The organism is Robertmurraya massiliosenegalensis JC6 (assembly GCF_000311725.1).
Classification (GTDB): Bacteria; Bacillota; Bacilli; order Bacillales; family Cytobacillaceae; genus Robertmurraya; species Robertmurraya massiliosenegalensis.
In genome coordinates, this window is the sequence record NZ_HE978512.1 from 570286 (window position 1) to 589201 (window position 18916).

The 18916-nt window shown below is 39.0% G+C and carries 16 protein-coding genes; 11 read left to right on the top strand and 5 right to left on the bottom strand.

Going from position 1 to position 18916, the window contains the following annotated elements:
* Nucleotides 1-243: 243 nt before the first annotated feature.
* The 8 genes from BMSHG_RS09040 (at nucleotide 244) to BMSHG_RS09075 (ending at nucleotide 9351) form a co-directional block, all read left to right on the top strand.
* Nucleotides 244-1986 (top strand): SulP family inorganic anion transporter, encoded by a 1743-nt coding sequence (locus BMSHG_RS09040; RefSeq protein ID WP_019154127.1) that lies wholly within the window; start codon nucleotides 244-246, stop codon nucleotides 1984-1986.
* A 17-nt stretch (nucleotides 1987-2003) separates the two neighbouring features.
* A complete protein-coding gene (locus tag BMSHG_RS09045; RefSeq protein WP_019154128.1) occupies nucleotides 2004-2354 on the top strand; it encodes an ArsR/SmtB family transcription factor in 351 nt (116 codons plus the stop codon).
* A gap of 84 nt (nucleotides 2355-2438) precedes the next feature.
* The gene (locus tag BMSHG_RS09050) at nucleotides 2439-3155 is read left to right on the top strand and encodes a 3-ketoacyl-ACP reductase (RefSeq protein WP_019154129.1); all 717 of its coding nucleotides are present in this window, start codon (nucleotides 2439-2441) and stop codon (nucleotides 3153-3155) included.
* A 445-nt stretch (nucleotides 3156-3600) separates the two neighbouring features.
* Nucleotides 3601-4692 carry an ABC transporter ATP-binding protein gene (locus BMSHG_RS09055; protein ID WP_019154130.1) on the top strand — a complete coding sequence of 364 codons (1092 nt, stop codon included), beginning with the start codon at nucleotides 3601-3603 and terminating at the stop codon, nucleotides 4690-4692.
* A gap of 9 nt (nucleotides 4693-4701) precedes the next feature.
* Nucleotides 4702-5595, top strand: coding sequence for a carbohydrate ABC transporter permease (locus BMSHG_RS09060; RefSeq protein ID WP_034658648.1), 894 nt, complete (start codon nucleotides 4702-4704; stop codon nucleotides 5593-5595).
* Between the two features lie 17 nt (nucleotides 5596-5612).
* Nucleotides 5613-6440 carry a carbohydrate ABC transporter permease gene (locus BMSHG_RS09065; protein ID WP_235776345.1) on the top strand — a complete coding sequence of 276 codons (828 nt, stop codon included), beginning with the start codon at nucleotides 5613-5615 and terminating at the stop codon, nucleotides 6438-6440.
* 99 nt (nucleotides 6441-6539) lie between these two features.
* Entirely contained in the window at nucleotides 6540-7883 is a 1344-nt protein-coding gene (locus BMSHG_RS09070) for an ABC transporter substrate-binding protein (RefSeq protein WP_019154133.1), read from the top strand.
* A gap of 82 nt (nucleotides 7884-7965) precedes the next feature.
* Complete coding sequence (locus BMSHG_RS09075; RefSeq protein ID WP_019154134.1) at nucleotides 7966-9351, top strand: MBL fold metallo-hydrolase; 1386 nt, start codon at nucleotides 7966-7968, stop codon at nucleotides 9349-9351.
* 92 nt (nucleotides 9352-9443) lie between these two features.
* Here the strand turns inward: BMSHG_RS09075 and nagZ are convergent, their stop codons facing one another.
* Nucleotides 9444-11081 carry a beta-N-acetylhexosaminidase gene (gene nagZ, locus BMSHG_RS09080; protein WP_019154135.1) on the bottom strand — a complete coding sequence of 546 codons (1638 nt, stop codon included), beginning with the start codon at nucleotides 11079-11081 and terminating at the stop codon, nucleotides 9444-9446.
* Between the two features lie 176 nt (nucleotides 11082-11257).
* Between nagZ and BMSHG_RS09085 the strand changes: the two genes are divergently transcribed.
* The 3 genes from BMSHG_RS09085 to gnd are packed head-to-tail and all read left to right on the top strand — an operon-like array spanning nucleotide 11258 to nucleotide 14970.
* Nucleotides 11258-12007, top strand: a complete 750-nt coding sequence (locus BMSHG_RS09085; protein WP_019154136.1) for a GntR family transcriptional regulator — start codon at nucleotides 11258-11260, stop codon at nucleotides 12005-12007.
* A complete protein-coding gene (gene gntK, locus BMSHG_RS09090) occupies nucleotides 11982-13529 on the top strand; it encodes a gluconokinase (protein ID WP_019154137.1) in 1548 nt (515 codons plus the stop codon). The genes BMSHG_RS09085 and gntK overlap by 26 nt, the downstream gene beginning before the upstream one ends.
* Nucleotides 13530-13569: 40 nt before the next feature.
* Complete coding sequence (gene gnd, locus BMSHG_RS09095) at nucleotides 13570-14970, top strand: decarboxylating NADP(+)-dependent phosphogluconate dehydrogenase (protein ID WP_026073385.1); 1401 nt, start codon at nucleotides 13570-13572, stop codon at nucleotides 14968-14970.
* Between the two features lie 414 nt (nucleotides 14971-15384).
* Here gnd and BMSHG_RS09100 read toward each other — a convergent pair whose 3' ends face one another.
* The 4 genes from BMSHG_RS09100 to BMSHG_RS09115 form a co-directional block, all read right to left on the bottom strand.
* Nucleotides 15385-16674 carry an NCS2 family permease gene (locus BMSHG_RS09100; RefSeq protein ID WP_019154139.1) on the bottom strand — a complete coding sequence of 430 codons (1290 nt, stop codon included), beginning with the start codon at nucleotides 16672-16674 and terminating at the stop codon, nucleotides 15385-15387.
* Between the two features lie 185 nt (nucleotides 16675-16859).
* Nucleotides 16860-17873, bottom strand: a complete 1014-nt coding sequence (locus BMSHG_RS09105) for an HAAS signaling domain-containing protein (RefSeq protein ID WP_019154140.1) — start codon at nucleotides 17871-17873, stop codon at nucleotides 16860-16862.
* The gene (locus BMSHG_RS09110; RefSeq protein ID WP_019154141.1) at nucleotides 17874-18221 is read right to left on the bottom strand and encodes a PadR family transcriptional regulator; all 348 of its coding nucleotides are present in this window, start codon (nucleotides 18219-18221) and stop codon (nucleotides 17874-17876) included. It abuts the gene before it with no gap.
* Nucleotides 18222-18423: 202 nt separating this feature from the next.
* Nucleotides 18424-18915, bottom strand: a complete 492-nt coding sequence (locus BMSHG_RS09115) for a PTS sugar transporter subunit IIA (RefSeq protein ID WP_019154142.1) — start codon at nucleotides 18913-18915, stop codon at nucleotides 18424-18426.
* Between the last annotated feature and the right edge of the window lies 1 nt (nucleotide 18916).

The following is an 18916-nucleotide window of genomic DNA, read 5'->3' on the forward strand; positions in this document are numbered from 1 at the left end:
CCTCATTCTCACAAATCAAAATCATTACGATTTAAAGCTTAAAAAATAACCTTCAGTGGTTATTCAATAAGCTATACCTTGTAAATCGAAATCATTACGATTAAATATAATATAATCCTTTTTAAAGGTCAAGTTTTTTAGAGCAATCCATTTTACTTTCAAAATTACTATTGATCATACATCCATAATGAACTATATTCAAATAATCAGATATACAAATATTTAAAGAGAAGAAGGGTATTTATGATACAAAAGTGGTTTTCTAACAGCCGGTATAGCAACTATTCGCTTCACTCCTTGCAAAAGGATATTATTTCAGGACTTGTTGTCGGAATTATCGCTATTCCCTTAGGCATGGCATTTGCTATTGCCTCAGGAGTGAAACCTGAGTACGGAATTTACACAACGATTATTGCAGGGATTTTGATTTCTTTATTTGGAGGATCAAAATTTCAAATAGGCGGTCCAACCGGGGCATTTATTCCGATTTTATTTGGCATCATCATGACTTATGGCTATGAAAATTTACTAATTGCAGGCTTTATGGCTGGAATTATTTTATTCTTGATGGGGATTTTCAAACTAGGGGTCTTGATTAAATTCATTCCCAGATCGGTGACGATTGGATTTACCTCAGGGATTGCCGTCATTATCTTTGTTGGCCAAATTGCAAATTTCTTAGGTCTCACAGATGTTAAAAACCATGAATATTTTCTTCAAAATTTACGTGAAATTTTCCATCACATTGATACGATTAATCTGTATAGTTTATTAACAGCCGGAATTTGCTTATTAACGATATTAATCATGCCGAAATGGCTGCCTAATATCCCAAGTCCTCTTATTGGACTTGTTTTTTCAACACTTGTGGCAACCTTTCTTTACCCTAACGATATTGCCACCATCGGTTCAACCTTTGGTACGATTCCTAGTTCATTACCACATTTTGATGTTCCTGCTATTACGTTGGATCGCATTCAATTGCTGATTGGACCCGCATTTGTCATCGCATTTCTTGGAGCGATAGAGTCCTTATTGTCAGCTGTCGTGGCTGATGGAATGACAAATAGTAAGCATAATAGCAACCGTGAATTAATGGGGCAAGGAATTGCCAATATGATCACACCAATGTTTGGTGGAATTCCAGCTACTGGTGCTATTGCAAGAACTGCCACCAATATTAAAAACGGGGCAACATCTCCTCTATCTGGAATTATTCATGGCTTTGTTGTTCTTCTCGTACTTTTACTTTTTGCTCCCTATGCATCGAAAATACCGTTAGCTAGTATGGCACCGATCTTAATGATTGTTGCCTGGAATATGAGTGAACGCCGCGTCTTTTTTCAATTGTTAAAGACACGAACTGGGGATTCACTCGTCTTAGCGATCACCTTTTTACTGACGGTATTTTTGAATTTAACTTGGGCAGTCGGTATTGGTCTCATATTGGCTATCATTATCTTCACAAAAAGGATGAGTGATATAATGGTTACGGCAAAGGTATTGCCTAATCCTGAACATAAAGTAGATGCACAAATTGTGACGGAATCTCATGATTGCCCACAAATTAGCATCTATAATGTGGAAGGCCCACTCTTTTTTGGGGCAGCGCAAACGTTCCAACAGAGTATTATGAATACCATTAACTATAAACCAAACGTACTTTTACTAAGAATGGGGAAAGTCCCCTTTATGGATATGACCGGAGAGTCTTATTTATCAAGCATCATACATGATTTTTCAAAGAATGGGGTCGTTCTTATTTCTGGTTTAAATACACAGCCAAAAAATGTGTTAATGAAGAGCGGATTATATGATTTAATTGGAGAGACTCACTTTTTTGAGCATACAGGAGATGCCATTAACTACGCTCTTTCACATGTAAACAAAGAGAAATGCATTGGGTGTAAACACTTCGCTTTTCAGGAATGCTCCACATTTTCACGTGCTCATGAGCGGGTAAAGGAGAATCTGTTTACGACCTAATTTAGGAGGAACGAACATTGAATTTAGAAATGCAAAAGTTCAAGGCAGACTTTTTTAAAGCCCTTGCCCACCCACTTAGAATTAGAATCCTTGAGTTATTGGCTGATGGGGATAAAAGTGTCAATGAGATCCAAAGCTTGGCTGGAAGCGAGGGTTCTGCTGTTTCTCAGCAATTAACGATATTGCGAGGGAAAAATATTGTGACCGGAACGAAAGATGGAAATCGGGTCATTTATTCCCTTCGTGATCCGATGATTGTTGACCTTCTTTCCGTTGCCCGCCAGATTTTCAACAATCATTTAGTTGATACGATTCAAATGTTAGACCAGTTAAATGTCGGGTCAAGTCGGATCGATGAAGGAAAATAGAGTTTAATTTTTTGCATTTTCATCTTCCTTCGTTTTAAATAACAATTATGATGTTTTTAAAATTCTAAGACAAGGGATGATGATATGATCTCACTAAAAGGAAAAACAGCGATCATTACCGGAGCAGGTAGAGGAATCGGACGTGCTATTGCAATCGCATTAGCAAAAGAAGGCGTGAATCTAGGGTTAATCGGCTTAACGATGTCCAATCTTGAAAAGGTTGCAACTGAACTAGAAGCCTATGATATAAATATTTCTGCAGCAACAGCAGATGTGGCAGATCTTGAAGCCGTTACCCATGCAGTCGAGCATATCAAGGCTGATCTTGGACCTATTGATATTCTCATCAATAATGCAGGAACTGCTAAATTCGGTGGGTTCCTTGATTTAACACCGGAAGAGTGGGAAAACATTATTCGCGTCAATGTTATGGGAGTCTATAATGCGACAAGAGCGGTTTTACCAGAAATGATTGAAAGAAAATCAGGCGATATTGTCAATATTTCGTCAACAGCTGGTCAAAAAGGAGCTCCTGTAACAAGTGCTTATAGTTCGTCAAAATTTGCTGTATTAGGGTTAACGGAATCTCTTGCCCTTGAAGTCAGAAAGCATAATATTCGTGTAACAGCCTTAACGCCAAGTACAGTAGCCACAGATCTTGCAATTGAAACAAACCTTATTTCTGGAAATCCTGAAAATGTAATGCAACCAGAGGATCTCGCTGATCTTCTTGTAGCTGGATTAAAACTAAACCCAAGAGTGTTCGTCAAAACTGCAGGATTATGGTCAACGAATCCCTAACATACATTAGGACATAACAGATTCCTTTATCTGGTATGTCCTTTCTTATTAGCCCTGGAAACAGTCTAGCCATCACTGACCGCTCTTTACGTTTACTAAGCTTGCCGGTAAACGCTTGCTTTCTTCTTTGCTCATTACTACTGTGATAACTCTTCTGCTCCTCCCAAATAACGTCTCGAAATTAAATGTTTTGAATTGGCTTGGGGGAGCTGGTATTAATTTCTCTACACGGTTCCATCTAAGAATGTATATCTTAGGTGGAATTTTTGATCCTTTTAAATATCCCTCTCACTTTAACTCGTCAAATCTCCTAATCTATTTCTACTATTTACACGAAATCAATAGAAACAACATCGTAATTAACAGAATATTTACATTCGATTAATAAACGAAATATAGAATGAACATTGTAACTTTCTCACTTATATTTCTAGGAGGCTTCATTTTGAAACTAGAGTTAAAAGATATTTCGATGAAATTCGATGAAATAACTGCTGTTGATCATTTAAACATCACCATTAATGAAGGTGAACTTGTTTGCCTTCTTGGCCCTAGTGGTTGTGGTAAAAGTACAACATTATTCATGTTAGCTGGTTTATATAAGCCCTCTTCTGGTGAGTTATATTTTGGCGATAAGTTAGTCAACCATGTAGAACCAGAAAACCGGGAAATAGGGATGGTATTCCAAAACTATGCGCTTTATCCACATATGACCGTTCTCAACAACATTATGTTTCCATTAAAAATGGCAAAAATGCCAAAGAAAGTAGCGCAGGAAAGAGCCACTGAAATGGCCAAGCTTGTGCAAATTGAACATTTGCTTGACCGCAAACCAAAGCAACTTTCAGGTGGACAGCAACAGCGTGTAGCGATCGCCCGTGCCCTTGTAAAAAAACCTAAACTATTGCTTTTAGATGAGCCACTATCCAATTTAGATGCTCGTCTACGTCTTGAAATGCGAGAAGAAATACGCCGAATTCAACAAGAGGTTGGAATCACGACTATTTTTGTTACCCATGATCAAGAAGAAGCGATGAGCATATCAGATCGGATCCTATTAATGAAAGACGGGCAGTATCAACAATATAGTCCACCGCAGGAAATGTATGATTCTCCAGTTAATGCCTTTGTTGGCAAGTTCATGGGTAGCCCTCCTATTAATATGGTGCCGGTTATCTATAACCAAGAGAATTCGACCTTCGCTGTGAACGGAACAAAGGAATCGCTAGCGATTAGCAAACCTTTACATCCTCCCCGTTCTTCCCACCATCAAATGATGCTAGGGGTTCGCCCGGAGGATTGGCTCATTGCTGAAACGAATACAGCCGAATCATTAAAGGCAAGGGTTGAAATAGTTGAAAGAATAGGAAGGGACACATTATTAAGTGCCACGATTGGCGAACACTCCATCCGAGCACTTGTTAGTCCTGATATGCATGTCCAACCTGGTGATATCGTCCATTTAGCGATTCGTAATCATCAATTCCACTTATTCGATGCTGAGTCCGAAGAAAATTTGTTAGTGGAACATGTATAAGGAGGGCTTATGTTGAATCAAAAACCAACATTACAAAGTACGTTAAAAGCTCTTCTATATTTAGCTCCGGCACTAATCATTTTAGGAGTATTTAATATTTATCCGATCATTAAATCGTTTTTAATGAGTTTTTATGCAGACTATGACTACTTTAATGACATCGTAAAGGAATATGGGTTTGATAATTTCGCTTATCTCTTTCGTGATCAGGAATTTTGGACTTCTATTAAAAATACATTTATTTTTGTTCTCGGGGTTGTCCCCCTTTCTATTTTAATTTCTCTGGGAATTGCGATTCTATTAAATTCCCATATTAAATTAAGAGGATTATTCCGCTCGATCTATTTCATTCCTTTTGTTACTTCAGTCGTTGCGGTTTCGATTGTCTGGCGTTGGATTTACCATACCGAATACGGATTAATGAATTATTTTCTTGGTCTCTTCCATATTGATCCAATTAAATGGTTAACAGACCCTCAGTGGGCCATGCCTGCACTAATTATCATGAGCATTTGGAAAGGACTCGGCTATAACATCATTATTTTCCTAGCAGGCTTACAGAATATCGACAAGCAATACTATTTAGCTGCCCAAATCGATGGTGCTAGACCATTTAAACGATTCCTACATATTACAGTGCCTTTATTGTCACCAACCACTTTCTTTGTTTCAATTGTGGCGATTATCAATAATTTTAAAGTGTTTGATGAAATCTTTGCCTTATTTGGCGGGAAACCTGGGCCGGCATATAGCGCCCAAACAATCGTCTATTATATTTATGAAAAATTTTATAATGAGTGGCAGTTTGGGATTGCCTCTGCCGCTGCCTATATTTTATTTATCATTATCTTCATCTTTACCCTTGTCCAACTGTATATTGGAAAACGCAAGGTCACTTACTAATGGAAGGGGAAGGAACCGTGCCAACTAAAGGAGTCTTTTCAAAAGGGTTTATTTACCTCATTTTAATTGTTGGAAGTTTTTTAATGCTGCTTCCTTTTATTTGGATGATTAGTACATCCTTGAAATCACCTGGAGAAGTAACAGCCCTCCCGCCTGTTTGGATTCCCGCTGATTTAAAGTGGGAAAACTATCAAGAGGCTTGGGCAATCGCCCCCTTTCTCCGCTATGCCTTAAACAGTGTAATTGTAACTGTTTTATCAACGATCGGGGAGCTATTAACGACCATTCTAGCAGCTTACGCCTTTTCGCGCGTACAATTTTATGGACGAGATATTATTTTTGCGGTTCTTTTAGGTACGATGATGGTGCCAGGAGAAGTTCTATTAATTCCAAACTATGTCACCCTAGCCAATCTCGGCTGGATTGACCAATATGAAGCATTAATTATTCCATGGCTCGCAAGCATCTTCTCTATCTTTTTATTACGCCAATTCTTTCTGGGAATACCGAGAGAATTGTCCTATGCAGCTAAAATTGATGGTTGCAGAGATTTTCGATTCTTATGGTCGATCATGGTTCCATTAGCCAAACCAGCGCTTATTACGATCGTCCTTTTAAAAGCAATTGGGAGCTGGAATGCCTTCCTTTGGCCATTAATTGTCACTCAGTCAAAAGAAATGCGGACACTACCTGTTGGACTTACCTCCTTCAGTACGGAAGCTGGAACGATTTATGAATTATTAATGGCTGCTTCTACAATGATTATATTACCGATGATTATCCTTTACTTAATTTTGCAGAAATACATCATTGAAGGGGTTGCAAAGGCTGGAATTAAAGGCTAAATCAGGCAATCCTATGAGGAGGTGGTTCAACCAAATCAACGTTTCTATCTTTTACAAGATACATAACCTTAAATACTATTCATTTAGGAGGAAATTAGATTGAAAAAGTTCTTATTAACATTACTTATTTCCCTTGTTGCCGCTGTTCTTTTTGCTTGTGGGAATGATGATGAGGCATCGACTAGTGATGCTGAGCCAAATAAAGATACCTCTGAACAAGAAGAAACTGGGGTTGTTGCTTCATTAAGTGAACCAGTGGAAATTGAATTCTGGCATGCGATGAGCGGTGGACATGAAGAAGCATTAACTAAAATTACAAATGATTTCAATGAATCTCAAGATATGATTACGGTAAAATTGGTGAACCAAGGTAGCTACGATGACCTGTCCACAAAAAATATGGCTGCTGCCAAAGCAAATAATCTTCCTGTATTAACGCAAGCTTATGAAGATTGGATTACGGAGTATTTAGAAAATGATTTAGTAGCCGATTTAACACCTTATGTAACACATCCTGAAGTTGGATTCAGTGACGATGAACTCAATGATATTGTAGAAGTTTTCCGCGAAATGAATATTTGGGATGGCAAGTACTACGGAATGCCTTTTAACAAAAGTACACGTATTATGTTCTATAATGTTGATTACTTAAATGCAGCTGGTGCAGAAGTACCAACAACTTGGGAGGAGCTTCGTGCTACTGCTGAAAAATTAACAGGTAATAAAGAGGGTAGAAACGTCATTGGACTTGGATTAGAAAACTCAGTAACGTTAGAATTTAACCAATGGGTACACCAAGCTGGCGGTGTTTACTTTGATGAAGCAACATCTGAATTTAAGATGAACTCACCAGAAGGAAAAGAAGCAATCGATTTTGTTTACGGTATGATTGAAGATGGTATTGCTCGTACTGCTGGTGAAGATGGCTACATGTCAGAACCTTTCGCACGTGGTGATGTAGGGCTCTATATTGGTTCTTCTGCAGGTATCCCTTATGTTGCGGCACCAGCTGAAGAAAATGGTACGAACTGGGCTGCAGCTGTATTACCTGCTGGGAAGCAAGCAGCTACACCATTCGCTGGGACAAACGTATCTGTTTTTGCTTCTGCTACTGAAGAAGAAAAATTTGCTGCATGGGAATATATCAAATTCTTGATTAACACAGAAAATACAACTTACTGGGCTATGCAATCAGGTTACCTACCTGTTCGCTATTCTGCTTTAGAGAGTGATGAGTGGAAAGCCTACACTTCTGAAAACCCTGAATATGGTATAGGAGAACAGCAATTTGATGCTGGTTTCTATGACCCACGTATCAAAGGTGCTTACGCATTGAAAAATGCAGTTGCGAAAGAACTTGACCGTGTACTACTAGGACAAATTTCTGCTGAAGAAGGATTAAAAAATGCCGAAGAAGCAGCTAAAAGAGAACTTGGCCAATAATTGATTTGCTATTTTCATAGACTCACAGGAAGGAACCGCTATTTACAGGGTTCCTTCTATCTTTTATAAAAGGAGACACTTCATGAATAAGACAACCCTTACTTTTTATGGCGGTCTGAACACCATTGGTGGTACGATCATCTCTCTTCAATATGGAGATTCCCGCGTCATTTTTGATTTTGGACTAGTTTACAATCCACAGAAAAACATCTTTGATGGACATATCAAACTAAGAAGAAACGCTCTTGTAAGAGATTATTTGAAGCTAGGGATTATCCCAAATATTGATGGCATTTACAGCAAAGATGACCTCTCAAACGACTCAACTATTGTGGCAGCAGATGGCTATTCTGGGAACACAGCTGTCCTAGTATCCCATTTACACTTAGATCACATAGGAGCAATGGGCTTGATTGACGCCACAATACCTGTTTATATGACGGAGGATTCTCTTCGACTGTATGACACACTAGACGTAATTGGCGAAGGAGTAGCTGGCAACCGAAAGTATCAGACCTGTCATTACAATCAATCTTTTGCCGTTGGTGATATCTCGATTACTCCTCTTCAGGTCGATCACGATATTTTAGGAGCATGTGCTTTTCATATCGAAACACCAGACGGTGCCATTATTTATACTGGCGATGTACGGATGCACGGCTCTCATCCAGAATGGATAGAAGCTTTTATAACAAAAGCAAAGAAACTGGGCTTTGATGCTGTGATCATGGAAGGAACGAGCATCCGCAGTGAAGAAGAAACACCTGAAGACATGCTTATTGCGAATAAGGAGCTTTCCGAGGATACTCTTACAGAGACACTCCTTCCTTTCAAAATGGCAGATATTTTAACTGAAACAAAAGGTCTAGGTGTTTTTAATATTTACCATCGAAATATTGATCGGATACACGGTATTTTACAAGCAGGGAAAAAGTCTGGTAGAAAAGTTGTATTTGAAGCGGAAACAGCTCAACTTGCCTTAACATTGATGGAATCTAAAAATTTCCTCGTCTATGAATCTGATGAATTAAGACACTCGTCATTATCAGAATGGCGGCAAAATTTATTAAATCAAATCCCAGCTATTTCATATAAGGAAATCAATGAAAATCCTAATCAATATCTCGTACAAAATTCTTACGCCAGCTCTCTTGAATTATTTGATTTGCATGTGGAAGATGGGATTTATCTGCACTCAGACGGAGTCCCGTTAGGCCCCTATGATCCCGCTTTCGAAAACCTAGATCGAATCTTACAGCTTGTTGGTCTTGAGAAAATCCACATGGGGACTGGTGGACATGCGACTCCTCAAAACCTTAAATACATCGTCGATAAGCTAGACCCTGCCATTCTTATTCCTCTCCATAGTTTTTACCCGGAGAGACTTAAGCCAAAAACGGGAGTCCAACTACTACCTCAATACGGTAAAAGCTATGTATTAAGTAAAGGAAAACTCACTGAACTCTAAAATGAAAGACTGTAGATGAAATGGATCTACAGTCTTTCATTTTATCTCTTATTTCTTTTTCGAACCTCCGAAATACGCTCCTATGCTAGCTTCTAAAAATGAGTTAGAACGGATTCGATGAATGGATTCAGTTCTTCGTTATTGACCTCTTCCACATACAAATCATCAAGATCGTAGTTCGCTTTTAATTGAAGAATTCTTGTCACACTTTCATTTATTCTCTCTTCTTCAATTTCTCCATTCTCTACCGCTTCCTTTAATGCTGAAATGACTTTTATCATGTTGTCATTCCCATGGGCAACCATGATGATATCACTGCCGGCTTGCACTGAAGTGACGGCAGCACGACCTAGATCAAAGTTGCCTGCAATCGCCTCCATCGTCATATCATCAGTAATAACAACTCCATTAAACTCCAACTTGTCTCTTAAAAGATCTGTGATGATGTTCTTAGACATGGAAGATGGATAATCCGGATCGACCTTGGGTAGTAATATATGAGCGACCATGACGATGTCCGCCCCTGCTACAATTGCTTCTCTAAATGGAATTAACTCTAGTTTCTCAAGTTCCGCAAGCGATTTTTGAACGGTCGGTAGCTCCACATGAGAATCAACCGAGGTATCACCGTGACCAGGGAAATGTTTGATCGTCGGGATGACGCTCTCCGACTTGAGTCCTTTCATCGTCTCTATTCCCAATTCGCTTACAAGATTAGGATTATCGCCAAATGAACGATCACCAATTACCGGGTTATCGGGATTGCTATTTACATCCAAAACAGGAGCAAAATTTATATTAAATCCATAAGCCTTAACTAATTTACCTAAAAGACTGCCGATTTCAAAAGATAAGGAAGGATTATTTTTTTGCCCTATTTCCAAATTGGTAGGCATTGGCATTAAATCCCCTGGAAGCTTAGCAATCCTTCCACCCTCTTGATCGATCCCGAAAAAGAGTGGGATTTTATTTAGGTTATTAAGCGATTTTAAAGCATTGATATATGCTACTGTTTGCTTTGGATTAGTAATGTTTTTTCCATTCACAATGATTCCGCCCACTTTGTACTCCTCGATTAAGCGCTCTGCTCCTTCATCGATTTCTTTTCCTGAGATGCCAGCAAAAATCATCTGTCCGAGCTTTTCATCGATACTCATATTCTTAATTGTTTCAGATACGGATGCTTGTTTCGGTGTTTCCATTGCAACAAGAGAAATATGATGGACAGGAGGATTGGGTTCTTGCTCAGTTGGTTTGTTAAGAATCCACTTTAGCTGATAATTACGGTTTACTTGATAAATTAAAATGATTTGATTAAATTCACTATCTTGGTAATACTTCTTTTCATCTGCTTCCCCAAATTGATCGATGATTTCTTGATAGTGAATATCCTGTAGTTTCTTATCGTATGAACGTAAATCAACTGCAACTGAGTTCCGATATCCAATCGTCACTTGATGTTCTGGATAAACGGCAAACGGACCAATAGACGTCTCGTCGAGGCTCTCATACTCCCCCAGTATGTCTGCAACCTCTTTATATGGAGAATCACCAGCTATAATGGGGGCGTCCATAATCATCCCTTTTTGCGCCCATGTCTGTATTTCTTCTAGAAAGGTATCCTCCACTTTTTCTGATCCTTTATTCTCCTCTTCCCCTCTGAAAAAAAAGAAAATCACGAATCCCAAAATCACGACGAAAAAGCAAATAAAGAAAATTTTCTTTAACATTTTTTGCCTCCTTATGTATTCCGGCAACCGAACAATACTAATTAAAATACTAACGAACTTCCTTTCTTATGAAAAGCGTTTACATCTTTCATAAATTGGATTATAATACTTGTATACAAGTATACTTGAATTCCAATTCTTAAATACTTGATTACTCAAGCATTGAAGGTGGACTTATGACTGAACCTATTCCTTTTTTATACCCAGAAAAATGGCTTTCTAAAGCTTCTTCAGGTGAACGTGTTGCTCGTGAGCTAAGGATGCGAATTATTTCTGGTTTCATCCCTAGTGGCACAGTTCTCTCTGAAAATAAATTGGCCGCCGATTTTTCTGTAAGTCGTTCACCGATTCGAGAAGCATTAAAAATTTTGGCTTCTGAAAATATGATCCGTTTAGAAAGAATGGGAGCCGTCGTAATCGGGCTTACTGATAAAGAGATCAAAGAAATTTACGATGTGCGCTTATTGATTGAATCATTCGTATTTGAGCGTCTCGTAAAAATGGACTCGAATCCTTTAGCAAAGGAACTGAGCAAAATAGTAGAAATGATGAAAGTGGCTATTAATTATTCTGACGCAGATGAATTTTCCTTTCAAGATGTGATGTTCCACGAAACCATCATCCGTGCCATTGACCACTCTTATATCCTGATGATTTGGGAGAATTTAAAACCGGTTATGGAAGGCTTCATTCTTTTATCAATGCGAATGCGCTTTGCCGAAAAAAATGAGGATTTTACAAGAATTATTAACAACCATGAATTGTATATTGAAGCGATAAAGGCAAAAGATCGAAACCTGATGGTTCAATCTTTACACAATAATTTTGATGATGTACAAGAGAAAGTCGAGGATCTATGGAGCTCACAACAAATGTTAACTAAAGGAGTAGAACAACAAGATGATGAACTACATGTTAGGGATTGATATTGGGACTACCAGTACAAAAGCCGTGTTATTTAGTGAACAAGGCGAAGTCATTCAACAAGAAAATATCGGATATCCCCTTCATACGCCAGATATATCTACAGCTGAACAAAATCCTGAAGAAATTTTTCAAGCAGTTCAACAAGTAATGACATTGATTATGAAAAAACATTCTAAGAAAAAGCTATTATTTGTGTCATTTAGCAGTGCGATGCACAGTGTTATTGCGATGGACGAACAGGATCAACCTCTTACTCCAGTTATCACTTGGGCAGATAATCGCAGCGAAGGATGGGCTCGAAAGATCAACGAAGAATGGAATGGTCATGAAATTTATAGACGGACTGGGACACCGATTCATCCGATGTCCCCCTTATGTAAAGTTGCCTGGATTGTTCATGAACGACCAGAAATTGCGACAAGGACGAAAAAATATATTGGAATTAAAGAATATATTTTTAAAAAGTTCTTTCACCAATATGTCGTTGATCATTCGTTAGCATCTTGCATGGGGATGATGAACCTTCATACGTTAGACTGGGATGAGGAAGCCTTATCGCTTGCAGGAATCACAAGGGATCAATTATCAACGCTTGTTCCGACAACAAAGTCTTTCACCGGCTGTGATCCTGATTTAGCAAAACAAATCGGCATCGATCCAGAGCTTCCTTTTATCATCGGCGCTAGTGATGGCGTTCTTTCTAATTTAGGTGTCAATGCTTTCCGAAAAGGTGAAATTGCGATCACGATTGGGACAAGCGGAGCGATTCGCACGGTTATCGACCAACCGCAAACGGATCCAAACGGAAGAACATTTTGTTATGCTTTAACAGAAAACCATTGGGTTATTGGTGGTCCTGTCAATAACGGCGGTGTGATCCTGCGCTGGATTCGTGATGAATTAGCCTCTTCTGAGATTGAAACAGCGCAAAGATTAGGAATTGACCCGTATGAACGATTAACGAAAATTGCTGAAGAGGTGCGACCTGGTGCGGATGGATTAATTTTCCACCCCTATCTTGCCGGGGAACGCGCTCCACTGTGGAATCCAGATGTACGCGGCTCATTTTTTGGATTGACACTTTCCCATAAGAAAGAGCATATGATTCGAGCTGCCCTTGAAGGCGTTCTATACAATTTATATACAGTATTTCAAGCATTAATCGAATGTATGGATGGTCCTGTGACAAGAATTCAAGCAACGGGTGGCTTTGCAAGATCAACCGTTTGGAGACAAATGCTAGCCGATATTTTTGAATCGGAGGTCGTCGTTCCCGAAAGCTATGAAAGTTCATGTCTTGGCGCATGCATACTAGGACTTTATGCGACAGGAAAAGTGGATTCGTTTGAGGTCGTAAACGAAATGGTCGGTGAAACGGTGAAACATACGCCAAATGAAGAAGCAATACAGGAATACCGACAATTGCTCCCGATCTTCACGAGCCTCTCTACGAAATTAAAAGATGAATATACACAGATTGCAAATTATCAAAGAAACATTGTGAATACAGCAAGACACTAGGGACAACTCCCTTAACAACACGGAGAAAAAGGAGAAGAGAATATTGAATACGATTGGTGTTATTGGATTAGGAGTTATGGGTAGTAATATTGCCTTAAATATGGCAAACAACGGCGAGAAAGTAGCTGTCTATAATTACACACGAGATTTAACAGATAAGCTCACCGAGAAATTAAATGGTCAAACGGTTACTCCTTATTATGAAATTGATGCCTTTGTCCAATCATTAGAAAGGCCGCGGAAAATCTTTTTGATGGTAACGGCGGGAGCTGCCATTGATTCAGTCATCCATTCCTTGCTTCCTCATCTTGAACAAGGAGATATCATCATGGATGGTGGTAACTCCCATTATAAAGATACCGAACGTCGCTATGATGAGTTGAAGGAAAAAGGGCTTGGGTATTTAGGAATTGGGATTTCCGGCGGTGAAGTAGGAGCTTTAACAGGGCCATCTATTATGCCTGGTGGAGACCGTGATGTCTATGAAAAAGCTGCTCCGATTCTTACTAAAATAGCTGCACAAGTGGATGGTAACCCATGCTGTGTGTATATCGGCCCAAAAGGAGCCGGACACTTCGTGAAGATGGTCCATAATGGGATTGAGTATGCAGATATGCAGCTCATTGCTGAAGCCTATACGTTTTTACGAGAAAAGCTCCAATTATCGGTTGAGGAAATTGCTGATATTTTTGAAGAATGGAATGCAGGAGAACTTCAAAGTTATTTAATCGAGATTACTGCTGAAATTTTAAGAAAAAAGGATGAAAAAACAGGACAACCACTTATTGATGTCATTCTCGATAAAGCGGGGCAAAAAGGAACAGGAAAATGGACGAGTATCCAAGCAATTGACCATGGGATCCCGACATCAATCATTACAGAATCCCTCTTTGCTCGGTATATTTCAGCCTTAAAAGAGGAACGTATGACGGCACAATCGCTCTTAACTGGTCCAGAACAGGAGCCGTCTCTGCTAGATAAACAAATATGGGTGGAACTTGTCAGACAAGCTTTATATATGGGGAAAATTTGTGCTTATGCTCAAGGGTTCAACCAGTATAAAATGACTTCCGAGCTTTTTGACTGGAAACTGCCGTTAAAAGATATTGCCCTCATTTTCCGTGGTGGCTGCATCATCCGTGCACAATTTCTAAATGTAATCAGCGAAGCGTACGAAGAACAAGATCGTTTAGCAAATTTATTAATCGCACCTTATTTTGCTGAGAAGATGAAAGATTATCAAAATGGACTGCGAAAAGTCGTTTGTGAGGGAATCGTGTCAGGAGTTGCATTTCCTTGCCTCAGCTCTTCCTTGACCTATTATGATAGCTATCGTACTGGAAGATCCAACGCTCACTTACTTCAGGCACAACGTGATTATTTCGGTGCCCATACGTATGAGCGCACAGATGCTGAAGGATTTTTTCATACGAATTGGTGATGGTAAGCTCCTACAAAATGTAGGAAGCTTTTGGTTTGCCTAATTCGAGCCAACCATCTCTCCCCCTTAAGCGGAGTTTTTCCTGTTATCTCCTCAAAGGAGTCCCTTTTTGGGGAAATAACGGAAGATTTTCCGCTTATGGAGAGCAAAATCGTTTATTTGAGCATTTTTTGAGGGAATAGCAGGAATTTTTCCTGTTATTTCGGCTCTTTTTCATGATGCTTGCTCATTAAGCGGAATTTTTCCTGTTATGTTTTCATACCGATATTCCTATTAAAAGTAGTACATTGATAACAGGACCCATCACTATGCAAAAGTGATAGATCGGATACTAGAATCTCTCTTAGAGCCGCTATAGAAATCATGATTTATCGTTCAAAAAAAGCTCTCCAGGATCCCGGAGAGCTTTTTTGATTAACCCATTATATGAAAAACAAAGTTGAAAAGAAATAGACTGGCAATGACGTATAGCGTCACCGAGACTTCTTTCGCTTTTCCAATCGCAATTTTCAAGATCGGATACAAAATGAATCCAACGGCAATTCCATCTGCAATGCTGTACGTGAAAGGAATCATGGCGATGATAAAAATCGCTGGAAAGCTTTCACTCAAATCTCCTAAATTCAGATTACGAATGTTTTGCAGCATTAATCCACCAATAATGATCAAGATCGGCGCAACGGCGCTATTCGGGATCAGTTTAATGACCGGAATAAAAAATGCGGAAAGAAGAAACAAAAGACCGGTCGTCACAGTCGTTAAACCTGTTCTTCCGCCTGCAGCCATTCCTGCGGTACTTTCTACTGTTGCTACTGTCGGGCTTGAACCAAACAGACCGGATAGAAAGACAGATACCGAATTAGCTTGAAATGCACGGGAAAATCGGTCTGAACGATTAATGAAAGAAACATGACCATGTACCAATCCGATGTTTTCAAAGACGAGCACCATCGTTAAGGAAAAGACCGCAATCCAAAAACCTAATGAGAGGATATTGTCAAAAGACAAGGCCCCAAATACCCCCATATAATCAGAAAGAGAAAAGGCGTCTGCCTCTGATTGCTGGAAATCAATAAGTCCAAAAGCCCAAGCCAGCACCGTTCCCACCACGACTGTAATGAGAAAGTTTCCAGGTACATTGCGTAAAAATAAAATGATCGCTATGAGAAATGTGAACACCGTTGCCAGCACTTGCGGTTCGCCTAACTCCCCTAATGCAATAATCGAATTGGTACCCTTTTCGACAATGCCCCCCTTTTCAAGGCCAATGAGCATGAGAAAGAATCCAAGTCCAATCGTGATCGCTTCTTTTAAGGACTGGGGAATTGCCTCACTCAGTGTTTTAGAAAAGCGTGAGAATGCCACGATCATAAAAATGATCCCTGAAACAAAGACAACGGCTAGTGCTTCTTGCCATGACATCCCCATCGATTGAACAATGGTGTACGAAAATAAGGCATTCACGCCCATCCCTGGTACGAGGAGAATCGGAACATTTGCCCAAAAACCCATCAGTAAGCAACCTACAAAAGAGGTGATAATCGTCGCTAAAATTGCCGCTTCTAATGGAATTCCCGCTTCTGATAGAATCAGAGAATTGACCGCAATAATATAGACGATCGTAAAAAAGCTCACAATTCCTGCTAGCAGCTCCCGCTTGATCGTTGTCTCATTCTTTTCCAGTTGAAAAAGTTGATTAAACATCTATAATACCTAACTATTCAATTAGCCCTCTCCCTACCCGCTCTCCCTAAAAAATAGGTGAGCCACAATCAATAATTCTAGCAAACAACTCGCATTCTGCCAAGATTTATGAAATAACAACTATTTTCCAGCACAAATAAGCACAATGAATCTTATCATTCACTGTGCTTTGACGTTAACAAACATTATTTACTTTTCCTCACTCTTAAGAAACCATCAACAGCATCCCAAACTAATGCTAGTAACCATAGAATAAATAGCCAGATTGTCGTTTTCTCCCAAATAACCTTAACTACATTATAAGCTTCACTCCCAGAAGAGATAAGCCCATTTTCAATTAATTGATTCATAAAGTTTGGATTCCAAATAGCCGGCTCTGCAATGATGAATAGTAAACCAATACAGGAAATGATATTTACGATAGTTGTAAATAGAACAAGCTTCATCGTCCATCTTCCATAAATTAATTTCACGCATTCCTTTATGATCCCAAAACCGAACATCAATACAATAAAAAAGAAATAATAACCATACAATTCTTCGTTAAAAATTGGAATTACCTTACGAAACTTCCCATCTTCAAAGAACCACACACCGAAGTACTCATGAGAAAATCCGAATATCACCAATAAAATAATTAGAATTACTATTCCAGTTATTGCTTCTCCTCGCTTTACTTGCCCTTTTGGATCTGGAATTGCTGGTAAATCAGAAGGTGCCCAGCCTTGCTTTATCTTCTTAGTCGTCTTGTTCAACTCTTTCTCAGCTGAAAATTGAATCATCGCAAATACAAATGTCGTCCAGCCATAAGCCATCGGTAGGCCAGTTACTAAGGAAATGATACAAGAAATGAAAGATTGTAAAATAGAAGGTGGATCCAAAATAATGTTGATGATAAACCCCACTCCAATAACAGCCCCAGTGGAAATTAATGCAATTTTTAATACCATCATATAAGGATCGAATAACTCTGGACCAATTAAATAGCGCTTACTTTCTCGGTATTTTTCTGCTAATTTCCGTGGTTCCCCTAACTCCAGCAAGACTTCCTCTACATGCTCTTCTATCCCTTGACCATCTTGCACTCGTTCTTCAAGCATATCTTCAATTAAACTACGCAGCTCTTTAGCAATATCATCCCTTTGTGAATGGGGGAGTTTTTGTGTCACTGCGTAAATATACCGTTCAATGGTTTCCATTTAATTACCTCCTTTGTTTTCAAGCAGTGTATCTAAGCTTTCCACCATACTTTTCCACTCGACAACAAGTTGTTCAAAAACTTCTTTTCCCGTTTCACTCAGAAGATAATATTTCCGAGGTCTGGCTTCATTTGTATCCCATTTACTTTCCAAAAGTCCTTGCTTTTCTAATCTGCGAAGTAAAGGATACAAGGTCCCCGGTTCCACCGGGAAATCCCTCTCCTCTAAGGAAGCTACAAGAGAATAACCGTACTGTGGTTCGAACAGTTGACTTAAGACGCCAATTGTCAGTGTCCCTCTTCTTAACTCCTGCATTAATTTATCTAAATGTTCATTTGTATCGTTCATATCATCAACTCCTATTTTTATAATACTGTGCGTCATACACTATTGTCAAACCTATATTATTAAATAATGTAAAATATTGAATAAATATATTAAAAAAGTCATCCCAAATACTTCTTGGAATGACCTCAAATCATTTAACAGTACTCATTTTTGATACAAAAAAAGTGAAGATATCCATCTTCACTTGCGTTACGTTCGATCATTATTTTACTTCTATAGTTAAGATTTCATCCTGACCGGCACGGACAGATTGCTTTTCACTTTTCGAAATCGACTGCATTTGATCCGTGTTTGTGATGATGACAGGAATCATATCACTAGCAGCTTTCTCTCTCACTAACTCTGGATCAAAGGTAATTAATTTGTCTCCAGGTTTTACAGAATCTCCTGTTGCTACATGAGCTTCGAAGCCCTCACCATTCATCTCGACAGTTTCAAGTCCGATATGGATTAAGATTTCAACGCCATTCTTCGTTTCAAGCCCTACGGCATGCTTTGTTGGGAACACTTGAACGATTTTCCCTTCAATTGGGGAAACAACTGTCCCATTTAAAGGTTTAATCGCAACACCATCTCCCATCATTTTTTGAGAAAAAACTGGATCTGGCACTTCTGATAATGGAATGATCTCTCCATCCACAGGTGAATAAATGGGAACTTTCGTCTCTTTTTTACCAAATAATTTGGACAACATA